This is a genomic window from Thioclava sp. F36-6 (assembly GCF_002020305.1).
Classification (GTDB): domain Bacteria; phylum Pseudomonadota; class Alphaproteobacteria; order Rhodobacterales; family Rhodobacteraceae; genus Thioclava; species Thioclava sediminum.
In genome coordinates this window covers 1,008,434-1,030,646 of record NZ_MPZX01000001.1, presented here as the reverse complement: position 1 = coordinate 1,030,646, position 22,213 = coordinate 1,008,434, and the positions used below count along the sequence as shown (strand labels likewise).

Sequence of the window (22,213 nt, the reverse complement as noted above, 5' to 3'; positions counted from 1 at the left end):
TCGCCGCTAATCGAAGGCCCCGAAATGCGCCCCGTAATTCACCGCCCGGTTGGAACACTTATCCATCGCATCCACGAGCCATTGGCGATCGGGCACAGGTCTACCGATCAGATGGTGCCCGAGCGCATCTTCGCCCTTCGCGATATTGCCCGCGACATCGCCGCTGAATGTCAGCAGGCGCTTCAGCCAGAAATCCTGCGCCTGCCCGATATATCCGCCGCTTCCGCCGCCCGAGAGCGCGCGGACCACGGCAAGGCAATAGGCGGCCTCGATCGGCTGGGTGGGCGTGTCGAAGAGATAGCTCGGCGGGGCCGCGAACTGGCTTTTCCACGCGAGGTAGAACAGCCCTGACGCAATCCCGATCACGACGACCGCGTAGAACGCGGTCAGGGCCGGGTGCGTGCGCTGCTGACGCCTGCGAGCCCGTGCGCGGGCGCGCGCACGCTGCGCGGTCATTGATCGATCGGCCATGCGAGTGCCTCCTGCCGCTCAGCAAAGCCGATTCCCCTTAAGAAACCCCGAATATGAAAAAGCCCCCCGGCGCACCGGAGGGCTTCGTGTTTCGCGAGAGTGTCTCTCTTATTCGAGGCCAGCCTTGTCGGTCACATCATGCGTCCAGGCGCCTTCCGGCTTCTTGGTGATGACCGGGTCCGAACCGCCCGACATCAGAACGTCGACCGTGCGCTCGTAATCGGCGGGGTCGAGCGTGCCGTTCGAGCCAGCGGTCAGCTTGGAGACTTCTTTCATCATGCCGACTTGGTGCTCCATCGTCTGCGCACCGGTCTCGTCATTGTCGAGAATGATCTGTGCGGCCTCGTCGGGATGCTCCTCGGCGTATTTCCAGCCTTCCATCGAGGCTTTCACGAACTTCGCCATCTTGTCGACGAAGGCCGGGTCCTTGAGGTTCTCTTCAAGCACGTAAAGACCGTCTTCGAGCGTCGCGACGCCTTCGTCTTCATACTTGAAGGTCACCAGCTGGTCGGGCTGAATGCCCGCTTCGAGCACCTGCAGATACTCGTTATAGGTCATGGTCGAGATGCAAGCGGCCTGCTTTTGCAGCAGCGGATCGACGTTGAAGCCCTGCTTGAGGACCGTCACGCCATCGTCGCCGCCCTCGGTCGAGATGCCGAGATGGTTCATCCAGCTCAGGAACGGGTATTCATTGCCGAAGAACCACACGCCCAGCGTATGACCGGGGAAGTCCTCGGGGGTCTTGATGCCGCTTTCCTTGAGGCAGGTCAGCATCATGCCCGACTTCTTGAAGGGCTGGGCGATGTTCACGAGCGGCAGCCCTTTCTCGCGGGCTGCCAGCGCCGCCGGCATCCAGTCGACGATGACATCGGCGCCACCGCCTGCGATCACCTGCTCGGGCCCGATATCGGGGCCGCCCGGCTTGATGGTCACGTCGAGGCCCGCATCCTCGTAGAAGCCCTTGTCGAGCGCGACATAGTAGCCTGCGAACTGGGCCTGCGTGACCCATTTAAGCTGCAGCGTCACGTCCTCGTTGGCCCAAGCGGCCCCCGCCATGGTGAGGCTTGCGGCCACCCCTGCGATCAGTTTCTTCATCTTTCACTCCACTGTTGGCCCCGGATCTTTACGCCCGGGATTTTAGGTTATTCTCAGGCTCTTCCTTGCCCTTACGTCCGGGCCCGTTGCGACGGGTGCCAGAAAGTCACCAGCTTCTCGATCAGGGCGACAAGCCCATAGAAGCCCGAGCCCGCGAGGGCCGCAACGGTAATTTCCGACCACACGAGCGGCAGATCAAGCTGCCCCACCGCGGTCGAGATGCGAAAGCCCATTCCTTTCGTCGGGCTGCCGAAAAATTCGGCAACGATCGCACCGATCAAAGCCAGTGTCGTCGCGATCTTCAACCCGTTGAAGAGAAACGGCATCGCCGCTGGCAGGCGCATCTTGAAAAGCCCCTGCCAATAGCTTGCGGAATAGGTCGCCATCAGGTCGCGCTGAAGCGCATTCGTGGCCGCCAGACCCGCCACCATGTTCACGAGGACGGGGAAGAAGACCATGACCACGACGACCGCCGCTTTCGACTGCCAGTCGAAGCCGAACCACATCACGAGGATCGGCGCGATCCCGACGATCGGAAGGGCCGCGACGAAGTTCCCGATCGGCAGCAGGCCACGTTGCAGGAAGGGCGAGCGGTCGATCAGGATCGCCACCACCACCGCCGCGCCACAGCCGATGATATAGCCCGACAGCGCGCCTTTCAGGATCGTCTGCACGAAATCCTCGCGCAGCACATCGGTCGAGGCCATCAGGCTCGCCGCGATCTGGCTTGGCGCCGGCAGGATCACCGGGCTGATATTCAGCCCGCGCACCAGACCTTCCCACAGAAGCAGGAGGGTGATGCCGAACAAGGCCGGGATCAGGAAACGCGCCCAACGCTCCGAGCCGTGATGGCGCGCAAGCCAGGTATTGAGGGCCCAGGCCGCCAGCCAGAAGACGATTGCGAAAATAAGCCAGCTCATTGCACCATCCCCATCCGCTTGAGCGTGATTTGTTCGATGATGCCGACCACCACCACGAGGATCGCCGCGAGCGCTGCCGCTGCGAACAGAGCGGACCAGATCTGCACCGTCTGCCCGTAATAGCTGCCCGACAGAAGCCGCGCGCCAAGCCCGCGGGTCGCGCCCGCCGGCAGTTCGGCCACAATGGTACCGACGAGGCTCGCCGCCACCCCCACTTTCAGCGAGGCGAAGAGATACGGCATCGACGACGGCAGCCGCAGCTTCCAGAAGGTCGCGCCCTGGCTCGCATTATAGGTCTTCAGCAGATCGAGCTGCATGTGATCGGGCGCGCGCAGCCCCTTCACCATCCCGACGAGCACGGGGAAGAAGCTCAGGTATGCCGCGATGATCGCCTTGGGCAGCAGCCCGGTGATCCCGAGGCTCGCCAGCACCACGATCACCATCGGCGCGATGGCGAGGATCGGGATCGTCTGGCTCGCGATTGCCCAGGGCATCACGCTCAGATCCATCGCCCGGCTATGGGTGATCCCCACCGCCAGCAGGATGCCCAGACCGGTGCCCAGCGCGAAGCCCGCAAGCGTCGCCGACAGCGTGATCCAGCCGTGGAAGACAAGGCTGCGCTTGGAGGTGATCTTCTGCCCGGCCACACCTTCCCAAAGCCCGACGGCCACCTGATGCGGCGCGGGCAGAACGGGGCGTTTCTGGGTCAGCGTGTCGGTGACAAGCTCGGAGAACGTGACCTCTTCACCAGCCCTTGCGGCCTGATCGTAGGTCCATTGCGAATTCATCCAGACGGTGGCTGCGTACCAAAGCAGCAGGATCGCGGCCAGAACCGTCAGAACGGGAGCGATCATTTTCATCAGACCGCCCTCCCCTTCGGCTTGGCCGAAATATCCTCGGGGGGTGAATGGCGCAGCCAGAGGGGGGCGGACAGCCCCCCACTTGCGGTAGGGGTCATCGCGTCATTCATCATAGGCATGCCCCGCCCGAAGCCCCTCGCGCACCCGGTGCGCGATTTGCAGGAATTCCTCGCTGTCGCGGATGTCGAGCGGACGCGGCCCTTTCGGCAACGTGCTCTCGATCACCTCGTGGATGCGGCCCGGACGGGGCGACATCACCACGATCTTGGTCGACAGATAGACCGCTTCCGGGATCGAGTGGGTCACGAAGCCGATCGTCTTGTTGGTGGCCGACCAGAGCTTGAGAAGCTCTTCGTTGAGCTTGTCGCGCACGATCTCGTCGAGCGCGCCGAAAGGTTCGTCCATCAGCAGGATCTCGGCGTCGAAGGCCAGCGCCCGCGCGATCGAGGCGCGCTGCTGCATGCCGCCCGAAAGCTGCCAGGGGAACTTCTTCCCGAAGCCTTCGAGGTCGACCAGCGAAAGCACTTTTTCAACACGCTCTTGCTGCTGCGCCTTGGAATAACCCATGATTTCCAGCGGAAGTTTCACATTTCCCGCAATCGTGCGCCAAGGGTAAAGACCTGCCGCCTGAAACACATAGCCGTAGCTGCGGGCCTTGCGGGCTTCCTCCGGCGAGATGCCGTTCACGGTCAGCGAGCCGCCCGTGGGCGTCTCCAGTGCCGCGATGCAGCGCAGGAAAGTCGTCTTGCCGCAGCCCGAAGGGCCGATGAAGCTCACGAATTCGCCCTTCTCGATATCGAGATCGATATCTTTCAGCGCGTGAACCGACCCGTCCCCCGTCTGGAAAGTCAGATTGAGCCCGCGGGCCTGAATTACCGGTGCTGCCGTCATCCGCGCCTCCACAGGGTTTTGTCCGCAATCTCGACGCTGTTGCCCGCCGGGTCGCGCAGGTAGATCGACCGCGCCCCGTTCGGCCAATAGAAGTCGGCCTCAATCTCTACGTTGTTGTCCCTCAAATGTCGTTCCCATTCGTTGAGTTGATCCGCGTCCGCCGCGAGGCATACATGCCCCGGTCCGACCGCGCCATGCGGTGGAACCGGCAGCGCCGCCTCCGGGTCGGGTGGCTGCTGCGTGGCCTGAGCGATGAAGGTCAGGATCACGCTATCGCCACAGCGGAAAAAGACATGCCGCCCGTCGCGACGGGTTAGCCGCTCGAGCCCCAGCAGCCCGCCGTAGAAGGCTTCGGTTGCGTCGAGATCCTCGACATAGACCGCAGCCTCCAAAACGCCGGAACTGACCGGGGCCGCCATTGCGCCTTATACCCCGGTCGCCGGGATACCGCTGCGTTCGACCGGACGCGGGGCGGTGAGCTCTTTCCAGGTGGACAGAGCCTTGGTCACCGGCATGCCCGGATCGCGGGCGACGAATTCGCCGTGGCCCTCGGGCGTCTGGATCTTGCCATCGGCCCAGGCGACGACACCGCGGCTGAGCGTATAGCGCGGCAGACCCTTGACCTCTTTGCCCTCGAAGACATTGTAGTCGATGGCAGATTGCTGGGTCTTGGCCGAGATCGTCTTGGTCGCTTCCGGGTCCCAGACCACGAGATCGGCATCCGCACCGACCAGAACCGCGCCCTTCTTCGGATAGACGTTGAGGATCTTCGCGATGTTGGTCGAGGTCACGGCCACGAATTCGTTCATCGTGATCCGGCCGGTCTCGACCCCATAGGTCCAGAGCATCGGCATCCGGTCTTCCAAGCCGCCGGTGCCGTTCGGGATCTTGGTGAAATCGCCCACGCCATAGCGCTTCTGTTCGGTCGAGAAGGCGCAGTGATCGGTCGCGACCACCGAGAGCGAGCCCGAGGCGAGACCCGCCCAGAGGCTGTCCTGATGCTGCTTGTTGCGGAAGGGCGGCGACATCACGCGACGCGCGGCGTGGTCCCAGTCCTTGTCGAAATACTCACTCTCGTCGAGCGTGAGGTGCTGGATCAGCGGCTCGCCCCAGACGCGCTTGCCTTGCATCTTGGCGCGGCGGATCGCTTCGTGGCTTTCTTCGCAGGAGGTGTGCACGACATAGAGCGGCACGCCTGCCATATCGGCGATCATGATCGCGCGGTTGGTGGCCTCGCCTTCGACCTGCGGCGGGCGCGAATAGGCGTGCCCCTCGGGGCCATTATTGCCATCTGCCAGCAGCTTCGCGGACAGCTCCGCCACGACGTCGCCATTCTCGGCATGGACCAGCGGGATCGCGCCCAGTTCGGCGCAGCGCTTGAAGCTCGAATAGAGCTCGTCATCGTTCACCATCAGCGCGCCCTTATAGGCCATGAAGTGCTTGAAGGTGTTGATGCCGCGCTCAGTGACCTGCTTCATCTCGTTGAAGACCTGCTCGCTCCACCAGGTGATCGCCATGTGGAAGGAGTAGTCGCAATGCGCGCGGGTCGATTTGTTGTCCCAGCGCTTGAGCGCTTCCAGCAGGCCCTCGCCCGGCGCGGGCAGCGCGAAATCGACGACCATCGTAGTGCCGCCGGCCAGCGCGGCACGGGTGCCGGATTCGAAATCGTCGCTGGAATAGGTGCCCATGAAGGGCATCTCGAGATGGGTATGCGGATCGATCCCGCCCGGCATCACGTAGCAGCCGGTCGCGTCAATCTCTTCGTCGCCTTTCAGGTTCGGGCCGATCTCGATGATCTTGCCGCTGTCGATCAGCACATCCGCCTTGTAGGTCAGATCGGCGGTGACGATGGTTCCGTTCTTGATGACTTTGGTCATTGTTTACCTCCCACGAAGGTCTTCCGCCTTCGATTTGGTTCAAATATCCCGGGGGTGAGGCGCATCGCGCCGAGGGGGCAGCGCCCCCTCTTCCGCCCGTCTCAGCTTACGATTTCCGCGGATTCCAGCACGGCGTGGAACAGCACATCGGCGCCCGCGCCTGCCCAGTCCTTGGAGATATCCTCGGCCTCGTTATGGCTCAGCCCGTCAACGCAGGGGCACATCACCATCGCCGTCGGGGCGACCGCGTTGATCCAGCAGGCATCGTGGCCCGCGCCCGAGATGATGTCGCGATGCGAATAGCCCAGACGCTCGGCGGCGCTGCGCACGGCGCTCACGCAGGTCGGATCGAAGGTGACTGGGTCGAACCCGCCGGTCTTCTCGAATTCCACCTCAAGCCCCATCTCGTCGCAGATCTTTTTCGCTCCCTCGCGCAGTCGCTTTTCCATATCCTCGATCACGCTCAGATCGGGCGAGCGGAAATCGACGGTGAACACGGCTTTGCCGGGGATCACGTTACGCGAATTCGGGTAGATGTCGATATGGCCAGCCGCGCCCACCGCATGGGGCTTGTGCGACCACGCGATCTCGTCGACCAGTTCCAGCACGCGCGCCATGCCGAGGCCCGCATTCTTGCGCATCGGCATCGGGGTGGAGCCGGTATGCGCATCCTTGCCGGTGATCGTCACCTGGGTCCAGCTGAGGCCCTGCCCGTGGGTGACGACGCCGATATCCTTGCCTTCGGCCTCGAGGATCGGACCCTGCTCGATATGCAGTTCGAACATCGCATGCATCTTGCGCGCACCGACCTCTTCGTCACCGACCCAGCCGACACGCTTCAGCTCGTCGCCGAATTTCTTGCCTTCCGCATCTTCGCGATCGTAGGCCCAGTCCTGCGTGTGGATGCCCGCGAACACGCCCGAGGCCAGCATCGCCGGAGCGAAGCGCGTGCCCTCTTCGTTGGTCCAGTTGGTCACGACGATCGGGTGCTTGGTCTTGATCCCGAGATCGTTCATCGAGCGCACCGCCTCCAGCGCGCCGAGCACACCGAGGACGCCATCGTATTTGCCGCCGGTGGGCTGCGTATCGAGGTGGCTGCCCATATAGACCGGCAGCGCATCGGGGTCTTCGCCCGCGCGGGTCGCGAACATGTTGCCCATCGTGTCGACGCCCATCGTCATGCCGGCATCTTCGCACCACTTCTGGAACAGCGCGCGGCCTTCGGCATCCGCATCGGTGAGGGTCTGGCGATTATTGCCCCCGGCGACGCCGGGACCGATCTTGGCCATCTCCATGAGACTGTCCCAAAGGCGATCGGGATTGATGCGGAGGTTTTCTCCGGGTGCTGACATTTCATAACTCCCTGTCGGCTGCGTGGGGGTTATCCCCTCTTGCGACGAATCTTTTTCTGACCGTATGGTCAGGTTGAGTGGGCCACGGTCTGACCATTCGGTCAACAAAAATCAGGACGTATTTTGAATGAAAGATAATGAGAGCGGCAAGCGCACAAAAAATGGGCAAGCCAGCCGGGGAAGCCGCGCCGAGGCGCGGCGCGCCACCGAGGAATCGATCCTGAAAGCCGCCGAGAGGGTCTTCGCCGAGGCCGGATTCGGCGGGGCCACGATGCAGCTGATCGCGGATGTTGCGGGGCTCCCGAAAGCCAATCTCCATTACTATTTCGAGACGAAAGAGTCGCTCTATCGGCGGGTCGTGGAGCGCATTTTCAACATCTGGCTGGAAGCGGCCGATGTGTTCGACGAGGCAAGCGGGCCGGCCGAAGGGATCGGCGCCTATATCGACGCCAAAATGGAGATTTCGCGCAATCACCCGAACGGCTCGAAGGTCTGGGCCTCAGAGGTGATGCATGGCGCGCCGGTGATTCAGGATTACCTCGAGACGACGCTGCGCGACTGGACCGAGGGCCGCGCGGTGATCATCCGGCGCTGGATCGCGGAAGGCAAAATGGCCGAGGTCGACCCGCATCACCTGCTCTACATGCTCTGGGCCACCACCCAGCACTACGCAGATTTCTCGCATCAGATCGAGACGCTGAACGGCGGCGCGCCGCTGAGCGACGCCCAGTGGGAAGAGGCGAAGACCTGCGTGAAAAGCATCGTCCTGCGCGGGATCGGCGTGAGCTGATTGCTCAGTTCGCCGCCGGGTCGGCAGTGATGTCCGGCGCGCCGACGGGGGCGACATCCGATTTTGCCTCCGGTGCCGGGGCTTGCGACGGTTCTTCCGACGCCTCCGACTCTTCCGGCAGCGTCTCGGTCTCGACCGGGCGCATCGGTGCCCCGGCCACGCCCGCGGGCAGATGCGTCTCGGGCAGTTTCGCGCCCAGAAGCTCCTTCCCGTCCGAGGTCGGCTCGACCGGATCGGCCTCCAGACCGACCGCCTCCGCGCCGGTATCCGAACACACGTAAATCGCGCCGCCCACGACCACCGCCGTGGCCGCGAGCGCAGGGGTCGAGGCCCCCGCCAGCACGCCAAGCCCCGCATCGCGCAGCTTCTTTTGCAGGTTTCCGGCCTGATCCGAGACGATCATGCCGCCGATCTTCTTGCCTAGAACCTTGCTCGCAGCATCGCCCACGGCGCTTTCCGCATCGTTGCGCAGATCGCCAGCGGCCTTCGCGGTGCCCTTGATACGTTCGCAGATGCTTTTCGACGGCTTGCGGCAGAGCCCGTAGGCGTCGCGCTCGCCCCGGTCGTAGCCCAGATAGGTCTCGGCCTCCTTGTCCCATTGTAGGCAAAACGGGGCGCGGCTTTCGTCGTTCATCTCGGGTGTCAGCGCGCGCAGAGTGACCAGCGCCGGGCAGGTCACCTCCCCCTTCTCGCCAAACAGCTTCTCGCGCAGCGACCGGCTTTCCTTCAGAGCCGCGTTGTCCGCATCGTAGACGTAGGAATAGGTCTTGCCGCGAATGGAGGTCTCGCACGGCACCAGTTCTGCCATGGCAGGCAGCGGGCAGATAAGGGCAAGGACAAAGGTCAGGCGCAGCATCGCGAGTCTCCGGGCATTCCTGCGCAACATAGTCCCCGCCCCCGCCGCCACAAGGTCGCGCAATCTGGCGAAACGGTGCTCGGCGGGGTTTCGCGCGGCACCGCACAGATCCTGTTTCTAGACCTGCGCGCAGCATGGGTTAACTTGGTCGCAAGAGAGATAGGGAGAAAGACATGCGCAAGATGCAGGTGCAGGGCGTCCATCACATCACGCTGACCGGGGCGGACCGGCAGAGCTCGATCGATTTCTGGGAAGGGCTGCTCGGGATGCCGTTCATCTTCGACCAACCCAATCTGGACAATGCCGACGAGGGGCATCTCTATTTCGACCCGGGCGACGGGCGGCTGATCACCGTTTTCACCAATGAGAGCCGCAAGCCCGTCCATGACCGCACGCCCACGGATCCGGGCTGCGTGCATCACCTCGCCTTCAACGTCTCGATGGCGACGCATCGGCAGGTCGTGGCGCGGCTCGATGCGCGCGGGATCGCGCATTCCGGCGTGAAGGATCGCGGCTTCATGGATTCGATCTATTTCAAGGATCCGCTGGGGCTGCTGATCGAACTGGCCACCTACAAGTTCGAGCCGCCGCGCGGATCGTCCCATGCCGAGGTGATGATCGAAGCGCATCGCATCCGCGTGGCCCGCGGCGACAAGGCGATCGGCGAGGAGCATCTGGCCGATGCGATCGAGATGATCGTGGAGCGCTCGCAGCAATCGCTGAGCGAGGATCGCGGGGCGAAGAACCCGTATTGAGGGAGTGAGGGGGGGCGCCCGACCTCGGGTGGGCGCGTCGCACCGTCTGTGGCTTGGCGCTTTATCTCGTGAGCCCGCATGTTGGCTGTGCCCGCTGCGGCATCGCCAGTGCGCCCTCCCGGGGGGAGGTCGGGCGCGGCCCGGGGCTGGTCGCCCCGCGCCCTCAAGCACCACGCCGCAACAAAAAAACGGCCGCGCAAGCCTTGCGCGGCCGTCGTTTCATCTCAGCCTGAGGCCCGATCACTCGACCTCTTCGAGCACCTCTTTGAGCGTGCCGACCAGCTCGTCGATCTGCTCTTTCGAGATGATCAGCGGCGGGCTCATCGCGATGATGTCACCGGTGGTGCGGATCAGGATGCCTTTGTCGTAGGCCTTCAGGAAGGCCGAGAAGGCGCGCTTCGTGGGTTCGCCCGCGATCGGCTCCAGCTCGACCGCCCCGATCAGACCCTCGTTGCGGATGTCGATCACGTTGCGCACGCCCTTGAGCGAATGCAGCGCCTCTTCCCAATAGGGCGCAAGCTCGGCGGCCCGCTCAAAGAGGCCCTCTTCGCGATAGGTCTCGATCGTCGCGATCCCGGCGGCAGCGGCGATCGGGTTGCCCGAATAGGTGTAGCCGTGGAACAGCTCGATCATATGCTCGGGGCCGTTCATGAAGGCGTCGTGAACCTCGGCCGTCGCCAGCACCGCCCCCATCGGGATCACGCCGTTGGTGAGGCCCTTCGCGGTGGTCATCATATCCGGCACGACACCGTATTTCTCGGCGGCGAAGGCCGCGCCCGTGCGCCCGAAACCGGTGATCACCTCGTCGAAGATCAGCAGGATGCCGTGCTTCTTGGTGATGTCGCGCAGCTTCTGCAGGTAGCCTTTCGGCGGCAGCAGCACGCCGGTCGACCCCGCGACGGGCTCCACGATAACAGCGGCGATGGTCTCGGCGCCATGCAGCGCGATGATGCGCTCGAGATCGTCGGCCAGATGCGCGCCATGCTCGGGGCAGCCTTTCGACCAGCGGTTCTCCTCGGGCAGATGGGTGTGCGGCAGGTGATCGACGCCCGGCACGAGCGGGCCGAAGACCTTGCGGTTGGTGACGATACCACCGACCGAGATGCCGCCAAAGTTCACGCCGTGATAGCCGCGCTCGCGTCCGATCAGACGGGTGCGGGCGCCGTCGCCGCGCGCACGGTGATAGGCGATGGCGAGTTTCAGCGCGGTCTCGACCGATTCCGAGCCGGAATTGGTGTAGAAGACATGCGCCATCTCGTCGGGCGCGATGTCGAGGATACGGTTCGCGAGCTCGAACGCGATCGGATGGCCCATCTGGAAGGCGGGCGCGTAATCGAGCTCGGCGGCCTGCTTCTGGATCGCCTCGGTGATCTTCGGGCGGCAATGGCCCGCGTTGCAGCACCACAGACCGGCCGTGCCGTCGAGCACCTGACGCCCGTCCGAGGTGGTATAATGCATATCCTTCGCGCCCACGAACATGCGCGGGTTCTTCTTGAACTGGCGGTTCGCCGTGAAGGGCATCCAGAAAGCGTTGAGATCGTTGGGGGACTTGCGGTCGAGCGCCATGGAAAAACTCCGGTCGGGCGGCCGGGTCGAGACGCGGCCGGATTGTCTAGTTTGACCGAACGGTCAGACTCACGCTAGCACAGCTTAGGAACCAGTCAAGCGGCCTTCAATGCGCTCTAAAAGCGCACTCTGCTGCCCCGTAGCGATTGATCCCGCAGTAACGCTTCGGTTAACATAAAACACGAACTGGGAGACGAATATTTGGCAGACGACCTCGACCCGCGCGACTTCACCAGCGACGACGACGGCAAGCGCCCGCTGACCCGGATACAAAAGGTCAATCGCGGCAAGATTCTCGAGGCGGCGCTGGACGTGTTCTCCGCGCATGGGTTCCGCGGCGCGACGCTCGACCAGATCGCGGCGGAAGCCGGGCTGAGCAAGCCGAACGTGCTCTATTACTTCCCCTCGAAAGAGGCGATCCACGCGGCGCTGCTCGAAGGTCTTCTCGATATCTGGCTTGCGCCGCTGCGCGCGATTGATCCTGCGGGTGAGCCGCGCGAGGAAATCATGCGCTACATGCGCCGTAAGCTCGAGATGAGCCGCGAGATGCCGCGCGAAAGCCGCCTGTTTGCCAATGAAGTCTTGCAGGGCGCGCCGCGGATGGGCGCGGGATTGTCCACCGATCTCAAGACCTTGGTGGACGAGAAAGCCAAAGTGATAGAGGACTGGATCGCCGAGGGGCGTCTTGCCCCGGTCGATCCGCATCACCTGATCTTCTCGATCTGGGCGCTCACCCAGCATTACGCCGATTTCGACACGCAGGTGCGTGCGGTGCTCGGCCCGGGCAAGGACCCGATCGAAGGGGCGGCGCCGTTCCTCGATATGCTGTTCGCGCGGCTGCTCAAGCCATAAGCGATTAAGCCTTCCGTAACTATCGCCGAAGTTTCTGCCTGATCTTAACGGTCCGGTAACGCCCCCGGCGCAGTCTGAGGATGCGTGGGGGCGCAGGAATATGGAGCTCGGGATGGACCGGATTTCGGGGTTGATGCCTCAGGTCGGGTGGTCGCCTCTGTTGACGGTTGCGGCCCCGAAGACAGCGCCTGCCAGCACGGTGGAGGCGGCGGCGAATGCGGCCAATACCAACGGTGGCCTCGGCGCGAATGTAGACACCCAAACGCCGCAGGATCGCGCGCAGCAAGTGCGCGCCTTGGAAGCGCGCGCGGCACGCGGCGCCAGCGCGCTGAAGGACGAAGGGCAGGATCGGGGCACGGAGGATGCAAGCCAATCGCCCCGTACACTCGGCAGCCGCGATGGGGGTGCACGGCCCGACCCCGACGCCTTGACCGGCCCGATCCCGACATTCGAGGTCACGCCGCTCGAGGCTCAGGCCGCTGCGCTCTGGGCTGCGCCGGACCTCGTGGACACCTCGGACACCCCCGCCCCAGAGCCCGTGCAGCCCGCCGACACGATCCAGATCACCGAAGGGAAGGCGGAGGCGCGTGCAGAGGTCAAAGCGCCCGACACCGCCGAGGAGGCGCGTCCCGAGCCTGCACCGCAGGCGGAAGATAAAAACGACGCGCCCTCCGATCATCGGAGCGGCGCGTCGCAGGAGGGATGGTCTCAGGTTGCCCCGCAGGTCGCGCCGAACCTCGACGTGACCCGCTAGGCCCCTGCCCTTACTCAGCTGCCGTCGCAGCCGAGGGGTTGTTGGGATGGCTCGTCCAGTTGGCGTAGTCGCCGACCGTCTCGCCGGTGCGCGGATCCACCTCGCCCTTGTCCATCTTGCGCATCGTGATGCACTCGACCGGGCAGACTTCGACGCAGAGGTTACAGGCCACGCATTCCTCGTCCTTGACCGAGTAGACACGATCTTCGGTCACCGCGATCGCCTGGTGCGAGGTGTCCTCGCAGGCGGCATAGCAGCGGCCGCATTTGATGCAATCGTCCTGATTGATCTCGGCCTTGGTGACGTAGTTGAGGTTCAGATACTGCCAATCGGTCACGTTCGGCACCGCACGGCCCACCAGTTCGGAGGTCGAGGTGAAGCCCTTGCGATCCATGTAGTCCGACAGGCCAGAGATCATTTCCTGCACGACCTTGAAGCCATAGGTCATCGCCGCCGTGCAGACCTGCACATTGCCAGCCCCGAGCGCCATGAACTCTGCCGCATCGCGCCAGGTGGTCACGCCACCGATACCCGAGATCGGCAGACCGGCCGTTTCGGGATCGCGGGCGATCTCGGCCACCATGTTCAGCGCGATCGGCTTCACCGCCGGACCGCAATAGCCGCCATGGGTACCCTTGCCGTCGATCGTCGGCTCCGGCGCGAAATCGTCCAGATCGACCGAGGTGATCGAGTTGATCGTGTTGATCAGGCTGACCGCATCGGCGCCGCCGCGCTTGGCGGCCTCCGCCGGGCGGCGGATATCGGTGATGTTGGGTGTGAGCTTCACGATCACCGGCAGGCTGCAATATTGCTTACACCAGCGGGTGACCATCTCGATATATTCGGGCACCTGCCCGACCGCCGAGCCCATACCGCGTTCTGCCATGCCATGCGGGCAGCCGAAGTTCAGCTCGATCCCGTCGGCCCCGGTTTCCTCGACAAGCGGCAGGATCGCCTTCCAGCTCTCCTCGTCACAGGGCACCATCAGCGAGACGATGATCGCCCGGTCCGGGTAGTCCTGCTTGACGGCCTTGATCTCGCGCAGGTTGGTCTGCAGCGGACGGTCGGTGATCAGCTCGATATTGTTGAGACCGAGCAGACGGCGATCCGCGCCATAGATCGCGCCGTAACGCGGGCCGTTGACGTTCACGACGGGCGGACCTTCCGAGCCCAGCGTCTTCCACACGACCCCACCCCAACCGGCTTCAAACGCGCGGCGGACATTGTATTCCTTGTCCGTCGGAGGCGCGGAGGCGAGCCAGAACGGGTTGGGGGATTTGATACCGATGAATTCAGAAGTCAGATCGGCCATCTCTTAGCCCTCCATCAGGAATTGGTGGATTTCTTCAGCCGCATCGCGCCCCTGCGCGACCGCCGTCACGGTCAGGTCTTCGCCGGCATGGGTGCAATCGCCCCCCGCCCAGACCCGTTCGACCGAGGTGCGGCCCGCGCCGTCCACCTTGATCTTGCCGCCCGCGACTTCGACCTTCGGAGGCATGTCGCCCAGCGTCTGACCGATCGCCTTGAAGACCTGATCGGCGGACAGCTTGAAGGTCGCCTCGGTCATCTCCAGACCGCCCTCGCCTTTCCTCGTGTAGGCGAATTCGACCTGACGCACCGCGCCGTTGCCATGGATGGCGATGGGGGCGGCGTTCTCGATGATGTTCACGCCATGGGTGAGCGCGTACTCCTGCTCGACCGTGCTGGCGGGCATCTCCGCGCGCGAACGACGGTAGACGAGCGTCACGTTGAGCGCGCCCAGCAGTTTCGACTGCACGGCAGCGTCGACCGCCGTCATACCGCCGCCGATCACGACCACGTCGCGCCCGATCGGCAGTTCGGCCAGATCGGAGGCCTGACGCAGCTCCGCGATGAACTCGGTCGCGGGGCGGATGCCGTCCTTGTCCTCACCCTCGAGGCGCAGCGCGTTCACACCCGACAGCCCCATCCCGAGGAAGACCGCATCGTAATCGCCCAGCAGCTCGGCCAGATCGCCATCCCCGACGCGGCCCAACTGCCAGTTCTCGACGATAGTGATGCCACCGATCTGCATCAGCCAGTCGACTTCCGCCTGCGCGAATCCGCCCGGCGTCTTGTAGCTGGCGATCCCGTATTCGTTGAGCCCGCCCGGCTTCGAGCGCGCATCATAAACGGTGACCTCGTGACCCTTCATCGCGAGACGGTGCGCACAGGCGAGACCCGCAGGCCCGGCACCCACGACCGCCACCGATTTTCCGCTGCGCTCGGCGCGGGTGTAGGGGTGGCTTTGCTTGGCCATCAGCGTATCTGTCGCGAAACGCTGCAGCGCGCCAATCTCGACCGGCTCGCCTTCCGAATCCATGCGGACACAGGAGCCTTCACAGAGGTTCTCGGTCGGACAGACACGGGCGCACATGCCGCCCATGATGTTCTGATCGAAGATCGTCTTCGCCGCGGCTTCCGGCGTTCCGGTCGAGATTTGCCGGATGAACAGCGGAATGTCGATCGCGGTCGGGCACGCTTCCATGCACGGCGCATCATAGCAGAAATAGCAGCGATCGGCCGCGATGCGGGCCTCTTGCGTCCCCAGCGGCGGCGCGTGATCGGCGAAATTGGTGCAGTAGCTTTCCGGGTCGAGCCGTGCTGGCACGATCCCTTCGGTGAGCTGGCTATTGGACACTTGCGGGCTCCCTGTCAGTTTTTCTTGTTCCCTACGCTCGCACAGGATTGAATTTTATCAAGTGGTAAAATATGCCGCAGCGCGGCGGGTCGCCAATTCCCGCCCGATTGCCCGGTAGTTCAGCGCCCTCTACCCCACCCGTGCTCAATTATCGGGCAATCACGAGATCGCGAAACCCTGACGCCAGGACGGCCGATGCGCCTTTTCACCGCGCGTTACCTCGCGTATAACCGCCTCCAGCACCAAAGAGCCCCGCAGAATGGGCTCCATTTCAAAGCACCCTTCGAGGACCGCATGACCAAAAATACCCGTGACAACGACGTGGCCTTCATTCAGGCCCTTGCCGAACTGCTCAATTCGAACGAGCTGACGGAAATCGCCGTGACGCGCGATTACGCGCAAGATGACAGCCTGAAAGTGCGGGTGTCGAAACAGACCAATATTGTGCAGGCAGCCGCCCCTGCGCCCGCAGCAGCCCCTGCTCCGGCGCCCGCAGCGGCTCCGGCGGCACAATCCGCAGCCTCCGAGCAAGCCGCACCCGTCGAAGACCCCGCCGATCATCCCGGCGCCGTGGCCTCGCCCATGGTTGGCACCGCCTATCTCTCGCCCGAGCCGGGCGCATCGGCCTTCGTGAAGGTCGGCGATCAGGTCAAGGAAGGCCAGACGCTGATGATCGTCGAAGCGATGAAAACCATGAACCACATCCCCGCCCCGAAATCGGGCACCGTGAAGCGCATCCTCGTCGATGACGGTCAGCCGGTCGAATACGGTTCGACCCTGATGATCGTCGAATAAGGGGGCCGGTATGTTCGACAAGATCCTGATCGCCAACCGGGGCGAGATCGCGCTGCGCGTGATCCGTGCCTGCCGCGAGATGGGGATCGCCTCGGTCGCGGTCCATTCGACGGCGGATTCGGACGCGATGCATGTGCGCATGGCCGATGAATCGGTCTGCATCGGCCCGAATTCCTCGACGCAATCCTATCTCTCGGTGCCCGCCATCGTCGCGGCCTGCGAGATCACGGGCGCACAGGCGATTCACCCGGGCTACGGGTTCCTGTCCGAGAATGCCGCCTTCGTGCAGGTGCTCGAGGATCACGGCATCACCTTCATCGGCCCGTCGGCCGCCCATATCCGCATCATGGGCGACAAGATCACCGCGAAGGAAACCGCGAAGAACCTTGGCATTCCGGTCGTTCCGGGCTCTGCGGGTGGCGTGCCCGATACCGAGGCCGCGAAGCAGATCGCCGGTGATATGGGCTACCCCGTCATCATCAAGGCCACCGCTGGCGGCGGCGGTCGCGGGATGAAGGTCGCGAAATCCGAAGAAGAGCTCGAGGTCGCCTTCCGCACCGCGCGCTCCGAGGCGAAAGCCGCCTTCGGCAATGACGAAGTCTATATCGAGAAATACCTGCAGAAGCCGCGCCATATCGAGGTGCAGGTCTTCGGCGACGGCAAGGGCCGCGGCGTCCACCTGGGCGAACGCGACTGCTCGCTCCAGCGGCGTCACCAGAAGGTGCTCGAAGAGGCCCCCGGCCCCTCGATCACGCCCGAAGAGCGCGCGCGCATCGGTGGCATCTGCGCCGATGCGATCGGTGAGATGGGCTATTCCGGTGCAGGCACGATCGAGTTCCTCTACGAGGATGGCGAGTTCTATTTCATCGAGATGAACACCCGCCTTCAGGTGGAACACCCGGTGACCGAAGCGATCTTCGGCGTCGATCTGGTGCGTCAGCAGATCAAGGTCGCAGCCGGCGAGCCGATGGAATTCGATCAGGACACGCTCTCGATCCGCGGTCACGCGATCGAAGTGCGGATCAATGCCGAGAAGCTGCCGAATTTCGCGCCCTGCCCCGGCAAGATCACCCATTACCACGCGCCCGGCGGGCTTGGCGTACGGATGGATAGCGCGCTCTATGACGGCTATTCGATCCCGCCCTATTACGACAGCCTGATCGGCAAGCTGATCGTGCATGGTCGCGACCGCCACGAGGCGTTGCAGCGTCTGCATCGCGCGCTTGGCGAGCTGATCGTGGACGGGGTGGACACCACCGTGCCGCTGTTCAACGCGCTCCTGCAAGAGCCCGACATCCAGAGCGGCAACTACTCGATCCACTGGCTCGAACGGTGGCTCGAAAAGAACCTCTGATCGGTTCGAGATCTACGAAAACGCCCCCGGTTTCGGGGGCGTTTTTCATTTCGGGGTCAGCAGGCAGGTGCCGCGCTTTTTCTCTTTGTCTTTGGGGCGATAGTAGTCGCCAATATGGCTGCGTTGTCCCTGCCCGATCTGATCCCAGTCCAGCCAGTGGCAGTCGTAATCGAGCACATCGGCCATCGCACTCATCGCCGGGAAAGAGGGGATGCCGATCAGCGCCCTTTCCTGGCCCTCGATCTGCGGAATCGAGTTCAGTTCGTTATCGGTGCGCTCGCGCATCAGCAGGATCACCGGCCCGGGGCGCTGCGCGAATTCGCTGTCCACGATCACCAGCTCCGGCCCCAGTTGGCGCACCAGCTGGAACAGCCGGAAATGGTCCATGACGTGGTAGAGAATACCGAGGACGCCCACCACGTCGAAGCGCTCGCCCGCGTCGATCAGTTTCTGCATCCCGTCGAATATGTCGTCGCAGATCAGCTTCACCTTCTCGCGCAGATGCGCGCGGGGGAATTGGTCGAAGCGGTCGATCAGCTCCTGCCGCCCTTCGATTCCCACCACTTCCGAGGCGCCTGCCGCCGCGAAGGCATAGGCCCAGCGGCCATCATGCGCCGCCAGATCGAGCACACGCTTGCCCGCGATCTCCTGCTCCAGCGGCTTGATGATCATCTTGTGGCGCAGGTTCATCCGCTCCACCGTGCCGGGATCTTCGGCGTATCGGTCGATCTCGGGGAGGAAATCGTAGAAACCCATATTTGCGCTCGGCCCCGCTCTGGTTCATCTTGTTGGCGAGCCTAGGCGTAACGGGAAAACCGGGCAAGATAATGACGGACAGGTTGAGCGCGGAACTACTTTTGGCGGGCTATGCGCAGGGCATCTTTCCGATGGCCGAAAGCCGCGACAATCCGCAATTGCATTGGTTCGACCCGGCTCTGCGCGGGATCGTCCCCTTGGACAAATTCCACATTTCGCGCTCTCTGGCGAAAGTGATCCGGCGCGACGATTACAGTATTACAACAAACGCGGCATTTCGGGGTGTGGTCGAAGGCTGCGCAGATCGTGACGAGACGTGGATAAACGGCCCGCTCTTCACGCTCTACGACCAACTCCACGCCGCGGGCTTTGCGCATAGCCTTGAGGTCTGGCAGGACGGTGAGCTCGCGGGCGGCATTTTCGGGATCACATTGGGCGGCGCGTTCTTCGGGGAGAGCATGTTCTCGCGCCGTCCCAATGCCTCGAAAGTGGCGCTGACCTATCTGGTGGACCGGCTGCGCCAGACGGGGTTCACCTTGCTCGACACGCAATACATCACGCCGCATCTGGCCTCGATGGGCGCGATCGAAGTGACCCGGATCGAATATCGCGCGCGTCTGGCGCAGGCGCTGACGCGGGAATGCGACTTCACCTCAGGCGTGATCCCTGCGCCTCAGTCGCTTTTACAGCGGATGACCCAGACGTCATAACGCGGGTGATCGAGCGCCGACAACGCGGGACTGGAAGCGATCATCCAACCTGAGAAATCAGGCTGCGGCTTGTCCTCTTCCGTCACCGTCACATAGGCATAGGCATCCGAGGACGGATCGTCGGCCGGGTAACGGCATTCGCGCAGCGTCACCTTGATAAACCCGTATTTCACGCTCTGCCCGACATTCAAATTGATGTCCGAGGCGATGCCGGACACCTTGTCGAGCCCGCGGAGCATCGCGCCCGTACCGTCGGCCAGCCCTTTCGCAGGCTCGTCCTGCGGAATCTGGTCGTCCGGCGTCGTTTGCGTGAAGTCCTGCGCCGCAGCGAGCCCGGGAACGAGCGCCGCGATCAAAACCAAAGCGCGGATCATTGCGCCCCCTCCCCTGCGCCGTCGCCACTGCCGCCACCTGCAAATTTCAGCATCAGGTTCAACATCGAGACCGCGCTTTGCGTGTCGAGAATTTCATCGCCGGGCTTGAGGTCGTCGATCGCCCCGCCCGGGATCAAGTCGATATAATTCGAGCCGAGAAGCCCGTCTTGCGTCACGGCAATCACCGTATCCTCGGGCAGCGCGACGCCGTTTTTCACCGAAATCGTGGTATCGGCGAAGAAAGTCTTCGGGTTGAGCGCGACGTTCGTTACCGTCCCGACCTTCACGCCCGCAAGCCGCACGTCCGTGCCGGGCACGACGCCCCCAATCGATCGGAAGGAGGCATGCAGCGGGTAAGAGCCGCCATCGGCGCCGATGCCCATGCCGCGCCCTGCCCAGACCAGAAAGCCCAGGGCCACGACCAGCACGATCGCGCCGGTGATGATCTCGGTGCGGTTTTCGCTCATAGCGGGTTGGCCTTACTCGGGCTGCCAAGCCTCGTAATCGCGGCGCTCGACCGGATGCGCGAGGCGAATCGACCCCGGCGGCACATAGGCCGCTTCGGTGCCGGTGTGGTTTGCCTCATGCGGTTTTTCCCAAGGCTTGTGGGCCAGCGGCTTGTCGGTCGGCGGCTCGTCATAGGTGAAGTGCATCCAGCCATGCCAGTCCGGCGGGATGCGGCTCGCTTCGCTTTCACCGTTATAGATCACCCAGCGGCGCTTGGCGTCCTTGGTGCGGTAATAGATATTGCCTTGCTCGTCCTCGCCAACTTTCACGCCCTTGCGCGCGGTGAAAAGCTGCGTGCCGACGGTCGAGCCGTTCCACCAGGTGAGAATTCGAAGCAGAAACTTCATGGGGCAACCTCCGCAATGCGTCCTGCCTGTTATATCCGTTGGGGCGTCGAGGTCCAGTGCCCGTGCGGGGATCAGGGCGTCTGCGAGGCGGAATTTGGTACCTCCAGCACAGCACGGTGCAAAAATCGCATCGTCGAGCGGCCGTCCGCAATGAGCCATTCGCTCCCACACGCCTGTCTATGGGAGGTTTAGCGAAGTCTCTTCGCAGCAACACGGCCTACGTGAGGCACATGACAAAAACAAAAGGGCGAGCCGAAGCTCGCCCCTTGTCTAATCCTTGGCAGCACCGCGATCAGCTCGCCGATTTGCCTTCTTTCTTGGCTTCGGCATAGATCAGCAGCGGCTTGGCGTCGCTCTGGGTCACGGCCTCTTCGTTGACCACGACCTCTTCGACCTCTTCCATGCCCGGCAGTTCGAACATCGTGTCGAGCAGGATGTCTTCCATGATCGAACGCAGACCACGTGCGCCGGTCTTCCGCTCGATCGCCTTCTTGGCGATCGCGGTCAGCGCATCGTCGGTGAAGGTCAGCGACACGCCCTCGATCTCGAAGAGACGCTGATACTGTTTCACCAGCGCGTTCTTCGGCTCGGTCAGGATGGTCACCAGCGCCTCTGCATCGAGGTCGGTGAGCGTCGCGATGACGGGCAGACGACCGACGAATTCCGGGATCAGGCCGAATTTCAGCAGATCTTCGGGCTCGAGCTCCTTGAACAGCTCGCCGATATTACGCTCTTCGCTATCCTTAACATCCGCCCCGAAGCCCATCGCCGAGCCCTTGCCGCGCTGCGCGATGATCCGGTCGAGGCCGGCAAAGGCGCCACCACAGATGAACAGGATGTTCGTCGTGTCGACCTGCAGGAATTCCTGCTGCGGATGCTTGCGCCCGCCCTGCGGCGGCACGGAGGCCACGGTGCCCTCCATGATCTTCAGAAGCGCCTGCTGCACACCCTCGCCCGACACGTCGCGCGTGATAGACGGGTTGTCCGACTTGCGGGTGATCTTGTCGACCTCGTCGATATAGACGATGCCGCGCTGCGCCCGCTCGACGTTGTATTCCGAAGCCTGAAGCAGCTTGAGAATGATGTTCTCCACATCCTCACCCACGTAACCGGCTTCGGTCAGCGTGGTCGCATCCGCCATCGTGAAGGGCACATCGAGGATGCGCGCCAGCGTCTGGGCGAGAAGCGTCTTGCCGCAGCCCGTCGGACCGATCAGCAGGATGTTCGACTTCGCCAGTTCGATGTCGGTCTTCGTGCCGTGATTGAGGCGCTTGTAGTGGTTGTGCACCGCAACCGAGAGCACGCGCTTGGCATGTTCCTGACCGATCACGTAATCGTCGAGCACCTGGCAGATATCGCGCGGGGTCGGCACGCCATCGGTGGATTTCAGCCCTGCCGATTTCGTCTCCTCGCGGATGATGTCCATGCACAGCTCGACGCATTCGTCACAGATGAACACGGTCGGGCCCGCGATCAGCTTGCGGACCTCATGCTGGCTTTTGCCGCAGAACGAGCAGTAGAGCGTGTTCTTGCTGTCGGAGCCGTTCGAGTTCGCCATCTCTTACCTCTGCTGCCCGGGCTGCCCCCGGGCTTCGTGAATTGGCCTGTCCCCTCAAGACTAGGACAGGCCAACCGTCACCTCAATGTCAAAATCGCCCCGAAGTTAAGCGGG

The 22,213-nt window shown here is 63.4% G+C and carries 24 protein-coding genes; 7 read left to right on the top strand and 17 right to left on the bottom strand.

Going from position 1 to position 22,213, the window contains the following annotated elements; genetic code table 11:
* Window positions 1-6: 6 nt before the first annotated feature.
* From BMI88_RS04690 to BMI88_RS04655, 8 genes are all read right to left on the bottom strand, one after another.
* Window positions 7-471: a hypothetical protein gene (locus tag BMI88_RS04690; protein ID WP_146673472.1), complete on the bottom strand. Its 465-nt coding sequence runs from the start codon at window positions 469-471 to the stop codon at window positions 7-9.
* 108 nt (window positions 472-579) lie between these two features.
* Window positions 580-1,566: an ABC transporter substrate-binding protein gene (locus BMI88_RS04685; protein WP_078519523.1), complete on the bottom strand. Its 987-nt coding sequence runs from the start codon at window positions 1,564-1,566 to the stop codon at window positions 580-582.
* A 71-nt stretch (window positions 1,567-1,637) separates the two neighbouring features.
* Window positions 1,638-2,486: an ABC transporter permease gene (locus tag BMI88_RS04680; RefSeq protein WP_078519524.1), complete on the bottom strand. Its 849-nt coding sequence runs from the start codon at window positions 2,484-2,486 to the stop codon at window positions 1,638-1,640.
* Window positions 2,483-3,346, bottom strand: coding sequence for an ABC transporter permease (locus tag BMI88_RS04675; RefSeq protein ID WP_078519525.1), 864 nt, complete (start codon window positions 3,344-3,346; stop codon window positions 2,483-2,485). Before BMI88_RS04675 ends, BMI88_RS04680 begins: the two co-directional genes overlap by 4 nt.
* Before the next feature lie 102 nt (window positions 3,347-3,448).
* Window positions 3,449-4,237: an ABC transporter ATP-binding protein gene (locus BMI88_RS04670; RefSeq protein WP_078546451.1), complete on the bottom strand. Its 789-nt coding sequence runs from the start codon at window positions 4,235-4,237 to the stop codon at window positions 3,449-3,451.
* On the bottom strand, window positions 4,234-4,656 hold the full coding sequence (locus tag BMI88_RS04665; protein ID WP_078539616.1) for a VOC family protein: 423 nt from the start codon (window positions 4,654-4,656) through the stop codon (window positions 4,234-4,236). Before BMI88_RS04665 ends, BMI88_RS04670 begins: the two co-directional genes overlap by 4 nt.
* Window positions 4,657-4,662: 6 nt before the next feature.
* Window positions 4,663-6,114 carry a dihydropyrimidinase gene (gene hydA / locus BMI88_RS04660; RefSeq protein WP_078539617.1) on the bottom strand — a complete coding sequence of 484 codons (1,452 nt, stop codon included), beginning with the start codon at window positions 6,112-6,114 and terminating at the stop codon, window positions 4,663-4,665.
* A 101-nt stretch (window positions 6,115-6,215) separates the two neighbouring features.
* The gene (locus BMI88_RS04655) at window positions 6,216-7,466 is read right to left on the bottom strand and encodes a Zn-dependent hydrolase (protein ID WP_078519529.1); all 1,251 of its coding nucleotides are present in this window, start codon (window positions 7,464-7,466) and stop codon (window positions 6,216-6,218) included.
* Window positions 7,467-7,593: 127 nt separating this feature from the next.
* Here BMI88_RS04655 and BMI88_RS04650 point away from each other — a divergent pair, with 127 nt between their 5' ends.
* The gene (locus BMI88_RS04650) at window positions 7,594-8,256 is read left to right on the top strand and encodes a TetR/AcrR family transcriptional regulator (RefSeq protein WP_078546449.1); all 663 of its coding nucleotides are present in this window, start codon (window positions 7,594-7,596) and stop codon (window positions 8,254-8,256) included.
* 4 nt (window positions 8,257-8,260) lie between these two features.
* On the opposite strand, the gene BMI88_RS04645 is transcribed toward BMI88_RS04650, so the two are convergent.
* On the bottom strand, window positions 8,261-9,112 hold the full coding sequence (locus BMI88_RS04645; RefSeq protein WP_078546447.1) for a hypothetical protein: 852 nt from the start codon (window positions 9,110-9,112) through the stop codon (window positions 8,261-8,263).
* Between the two features lie 173 nt (window positions 9,113-9,285).
* On the opposite strand from BMI88_RS04645, the gene BMI88_RS04640 reads away from it, so the two are divergent.
* Window positions 9,286-9,867: a VOC family protein gene (locus tag BMI88_RS04640; protein ID WP_078519532.1), complete on the top strand. Its 582-nt coding sequence runs from the start codon at window positions 9,286-9,288 to the stop codon at window positions 9,865-9,867.
* Between the two features lie 240 nt (window positions 9,868-10,107).
* Here BMI88_RS04640 and BMI88_RS04635 read toward each other — a convergent pair whose 3' ends face one another.
* Window positions 10,108-11,433, bottom strand: coding sequence for an aspartate aminotransferase family protein (locus BMI88_RS04635; protein WP_078519533.1), 1,326 nt, complete (start codon window positions 11,431-11,433; stop codon window positions 10,108-10,110).
* Between the two features lie 201 nt (window positions 11,434-11,634).
* Here BMI88_RS04635 and BMI88_RS04630 point away from each other — a divergent pair, with 201 nt between their 5' ends.
* The gene (locus BMI88_RS04630; RefSeq protein WP_210401997.1) at window positions 11,635-12,285 is read left to right on the top strand and encodes a TetR family transcriptional regulator C-terminal domain-containing protein; all 651 of its coding nucleotides are present in this window, start codon (window positions 11,635-11,637) and stop codon (window positions 12,283-12,285) included.
* Between the two features lie 112 nt (window positions 12,286-12,397).
* Window positions 12,398-13,039 (top strand): hypothetical protein, encoded by a 642-nt coding sequence (locus BMI88_RS04625; RefSeq protein ID WP_146673471.1) that lies wholly within the window; start codon window positions 12,398-12,400, stop codon window positions 13,037-13,039.
* Window positions 13,040-13,049: 10 nt separating this feature from the next.
* Here BMI88_RS04625 and preA read toward each other — a convergent pair whose 3' ends face one another.
* Complete coding sequence (gene preA / locus BMI88_RS04620; protein ID WP_078519535.1) at window positions 13,050-14,351, bottom strand: NAD-dependent dihydropyrimidine dehydrogenase subunit PreA; 1,302 nt, start codon at window positions 14,349-14,351, stop codon at window positions 13,050-13,052.
* 3 nt (window positions 14,352-14,354) lie between these two features.
* Entirely contained in the window at window positions 14,355-15,698 is a 1,344-nt protein-coding gene (locus BMI88_RS04615) for an NAD(P)-dependent oxidoreductase (RefSeq protein WP_078546443.1), read from the bottom strand.
* A 294-nt stretch (window positions 15,699-15,992) separates the two neighbouring features.
* Between BMI88_RS04615 and accB the strand changes: the two genes are divergently transcribed.
* Together accB and accC are read left to right on the top strand one after the other, a co-directional pair.
* A complete protein-coding gene (gene accB / locus BMI88_RS04610) occupies window positions 15,993-16,493 on the top strand; it encodes an acetyl-CoA carboxylase biotin carboxyl carrier protein (RefSeq protein ID WP_078540411.1) in 501 nt (166 codons plus the stop codon).
* A 10-nt stretch (window positions 16,494-16,503) separates the two neighbouring features.
* Window positions 16,504-17,847 carry an acetyl-CoA carboxylase biotin carboxylase subunit gene (gene accC / locus BMI88_RS04605; protein ID WP_078546441.1) on the top strand — a complete coding sequence of 448 codons (1,344 nt, stop codon included), beginning with the start codon at window positions 16,504-16,506 and terminating at the stop codon, window positions 17,845-17,847.
* A 45-nt stretch (window positions 17,848-17,892) separates the two neighbouring features.
* Here the strand turns inward: accC and BMI88_RS04600 are convergent, their stop codons facing one another.
* Window positions 17,893-18,603, bottom strand: a complete 711-nt coding sequence (locus BMI88_RS04600) for a class I SAM-dependent methyltransferase (protein ID WP_078546439.1) — start codon at window positions 18,601-18,603, stop codon at window positions 17,893-17,895.
* A gap of 71 nt (window positions 18,604-18,674) precedes the next feature.
* Between BMI88_RS04600 and aat the strand changes: the two genes are divergently transcribed.
* Complete coding sequence (gene aat, locus BMI88_RS04595) at window positions 18,675-19,313, top strand: leucyl/phenylalanyl-tRNA--protein transferase (protein ID WP_078546437.1); 639 nt, start codon at window positions 18,675-18,677, stop codon at window positions 19,311-19,313.
* On the opposite strand, the gene BMI88_RS04590 is transcribed toward aat, so the two are convergent.
* From BMI88_RS04590 to clpX, 4 genes are all read right to left on the bottom strand, one after another.
* Window positions 19,277-19,687 carry a DUF2155 domain-containing protein gene (locus tag BMI88_RS04590; RefSeq protein ID WP_078519540.1) on the bottom strand — a complete coding sequence of 137 codons (411 nt, stop codon included), beginning with the start codon at window positions 19,685-19,687 and terminating at the stop codon, window positions 19,277-19,279. The genes aat and BMI88_RS04590 overlap by 37 nt on opposite strands.
* On the bottom strand, window positions 19,684-20,154 hold the full coding sequence (gene mlaD, locus BMI88_RS04585; protein WP_078519541.1) for an outer membrane lipid asymmetry maintenance protein MlaD: 471 nt from the start codon (window positions 20,152-20,154) through the stop codon (window positions 19,684-19,686). The genes BMI88_RS04590 and mlaD overlap by 4 nt, the downstream gene beginning before the upstream one ends.
* Window positions 20,155-20,166: 12 nt before the next feature.
* Window positions 20,167-20,541: an NADH:ubiquinone oxidoreductase subunit NDUFA12 gene (locus tag BMI88_RS04580; RefSeq protein ID WP_078519542.1), complete on the bottom strand. Its 375-nt coding sequence runs from the start codon at window positions 20,539-20,541 to the stop codon at window positions 20,167-20,169.
* Window positions 20,542-20,833: 292 nt separating this feature from the next.
* Window positions 20,834-22,099 (bottom strand): ATP-dependent Clp protease ATP-binding subunit ClpX, encoded by a 1,266-nt coding sequence (gene clpX, locus BMI88_RS04575; RefSeq protein WP_078519544.1) that lies wholly within the window; start codon window positions 22,097-22,099, stop codon window positions 20,834-20,836.
* Window positions 22,100-22,213: the final 114 nt, after the last annotated feature.

Coding starts and splice junctions, on each gene's coding strand:
- clpX (WP_078519544.1), bottom strand. CDS start 22,099: ATGGCGAACTCGAACGGCTCCGACAGCAAGAACACGCTCTACTGCTCG.
- BMI88_RS04600 (WP_078546439.1), bottom strand. CDS start 18,603: ATGGGTTTCTACGATTTCCTCCCCGAGATCGACCGATACGCCGAAGAT.
- BMI88_RS04670 (WP_078546451.1), bottom strand. CDS start 4,237: ATGACGGCAGCACCGGTAATTCAGGCCCGCGGGCTCAATCTGACTTTC.
- BMI88_RS04675 (WP_078519525.1), bottom strand. CDS start 3,346: ATGAAAATGATCGCTCCCGTTCTGACGGTTCTGGCCGCGATCCTGCTG.
- BMI88_RS04645 (WP_078546447.1), bottom strand. CDS start 9,112: ATGCTGCGCCTGACCTTTGTCCTTGCCCTTATCTGCCCGCTGCCTGCC.
- BMI88_RS04680 (WP_078519524.1), bottom strand. CDS start 2,486: ATGAGCTGGCTTATTTTCGCAATCGTCTTCTGGCTGGCGGCCTGGGCC.
- BMI88_RS04655 (WP_078519529.1), bottom strand. CDS start 7,466: ATGTCAGCACCCGGAGAAAACCTCCGCATCAATCCCGATCGCCTTTGG.
- BMI88_RS04640 (WP_078519532.1), top strand. CDS start 9,286: ATGCGCAAGATGCAGGTGCAGGGCGTCCATCACATCACGCTGACCGGG.
- BMI88_RS04690 (WP_146673472.1), bottom strand. CDS start 471: ATGGCCGATCGATCAATGACCGCGCAGCGTGCGCGCGCCCGCGCACGG.
- accB (WP_078540411.1), top strand. CDS start 15,993: ATGACCAAAAATACCCGTGACAACGACGTGGCCTTCATTCAGGCCCTT.
- BMI88_RS04590 (WP_078519540.1), bottom strand. CDS start 19,687: ATGATCCGCGCTTTGGTTTTGATCGCGGCGCTCGTTCCCGGGCTCGCT.
- BMI88_RS04650 (WP_078546449.1), top strand. CDS start 7,594: ATGAAAGATAATGAGAGCGGCAAGCGCACAAAAAATGGGCAAGCCAGC.
- mlaD (WP_078519541.1), bottom strand. CDS start 20,154: ATGAGCGAAAACCGCACCGAGATCATCACCGGCGCGATCGTGCTGGTC.
- hydA (WP_078539617.1), bottom strand. CDS start 6,114: ATGACCAAAGTCATCAAGAACGGAACCATCGTCACCGCCGATCTGACC.
- BMI88_RS04685 (WP_078519523.1), bottom strand. CDS start 1,566: ATGAAGAAACTGATCGCAGGGGTGGCCGCAAGCCTCACCATGGCGGGG.
- BMI88_RS04635 (WP_078519533.1), bottom strand. CDS start 11,433: ATGGCGCTCGACCGCAAGTCCCCCAACGATCTCAACGCTTTCTGGATG.
- BMI88_RS04580 (WP_078519542.1), bottom strand. CDS start 20,541: ATGAAGTTTCTGCTTCGAATTCTCACCTGGTGGAACGGCTCGACCGTC.
- preA (WP_078519535.1), bottom strand. CDS start 14,351: ATGGCCGATCTGACTTCTGAATTCATCGGTATCAAATCCCCCAACCCG.
- BMI88_RS04665 (WP_078539616.1), bottom strand. CDS start 4,656: ATGGCGGCCCCGGTCAGTTCCGGCGTTTTGGAGGCTGCGGTCTATGTC.
- BMI88_RS04625 (WP_146673471.1), top strand. CDS start 12,398: ATGGACCGGATTTCGGGGTTGATGCCTCAGGTCGGGTGGTCGCCTCTG.
- accC (WP_078546441.1), top strand. CDS start 16,504: ATGTTCGACAAGATCCTGATCGCCAACCGGGGCGAGATCGCGCTGCGC.
- aat (WP_078546437.1), top strand. CDS start 18,675: ATGACGGACAGGTTGAGCGCGGAACTACTTTTGGCGGGCTATGCGCAG.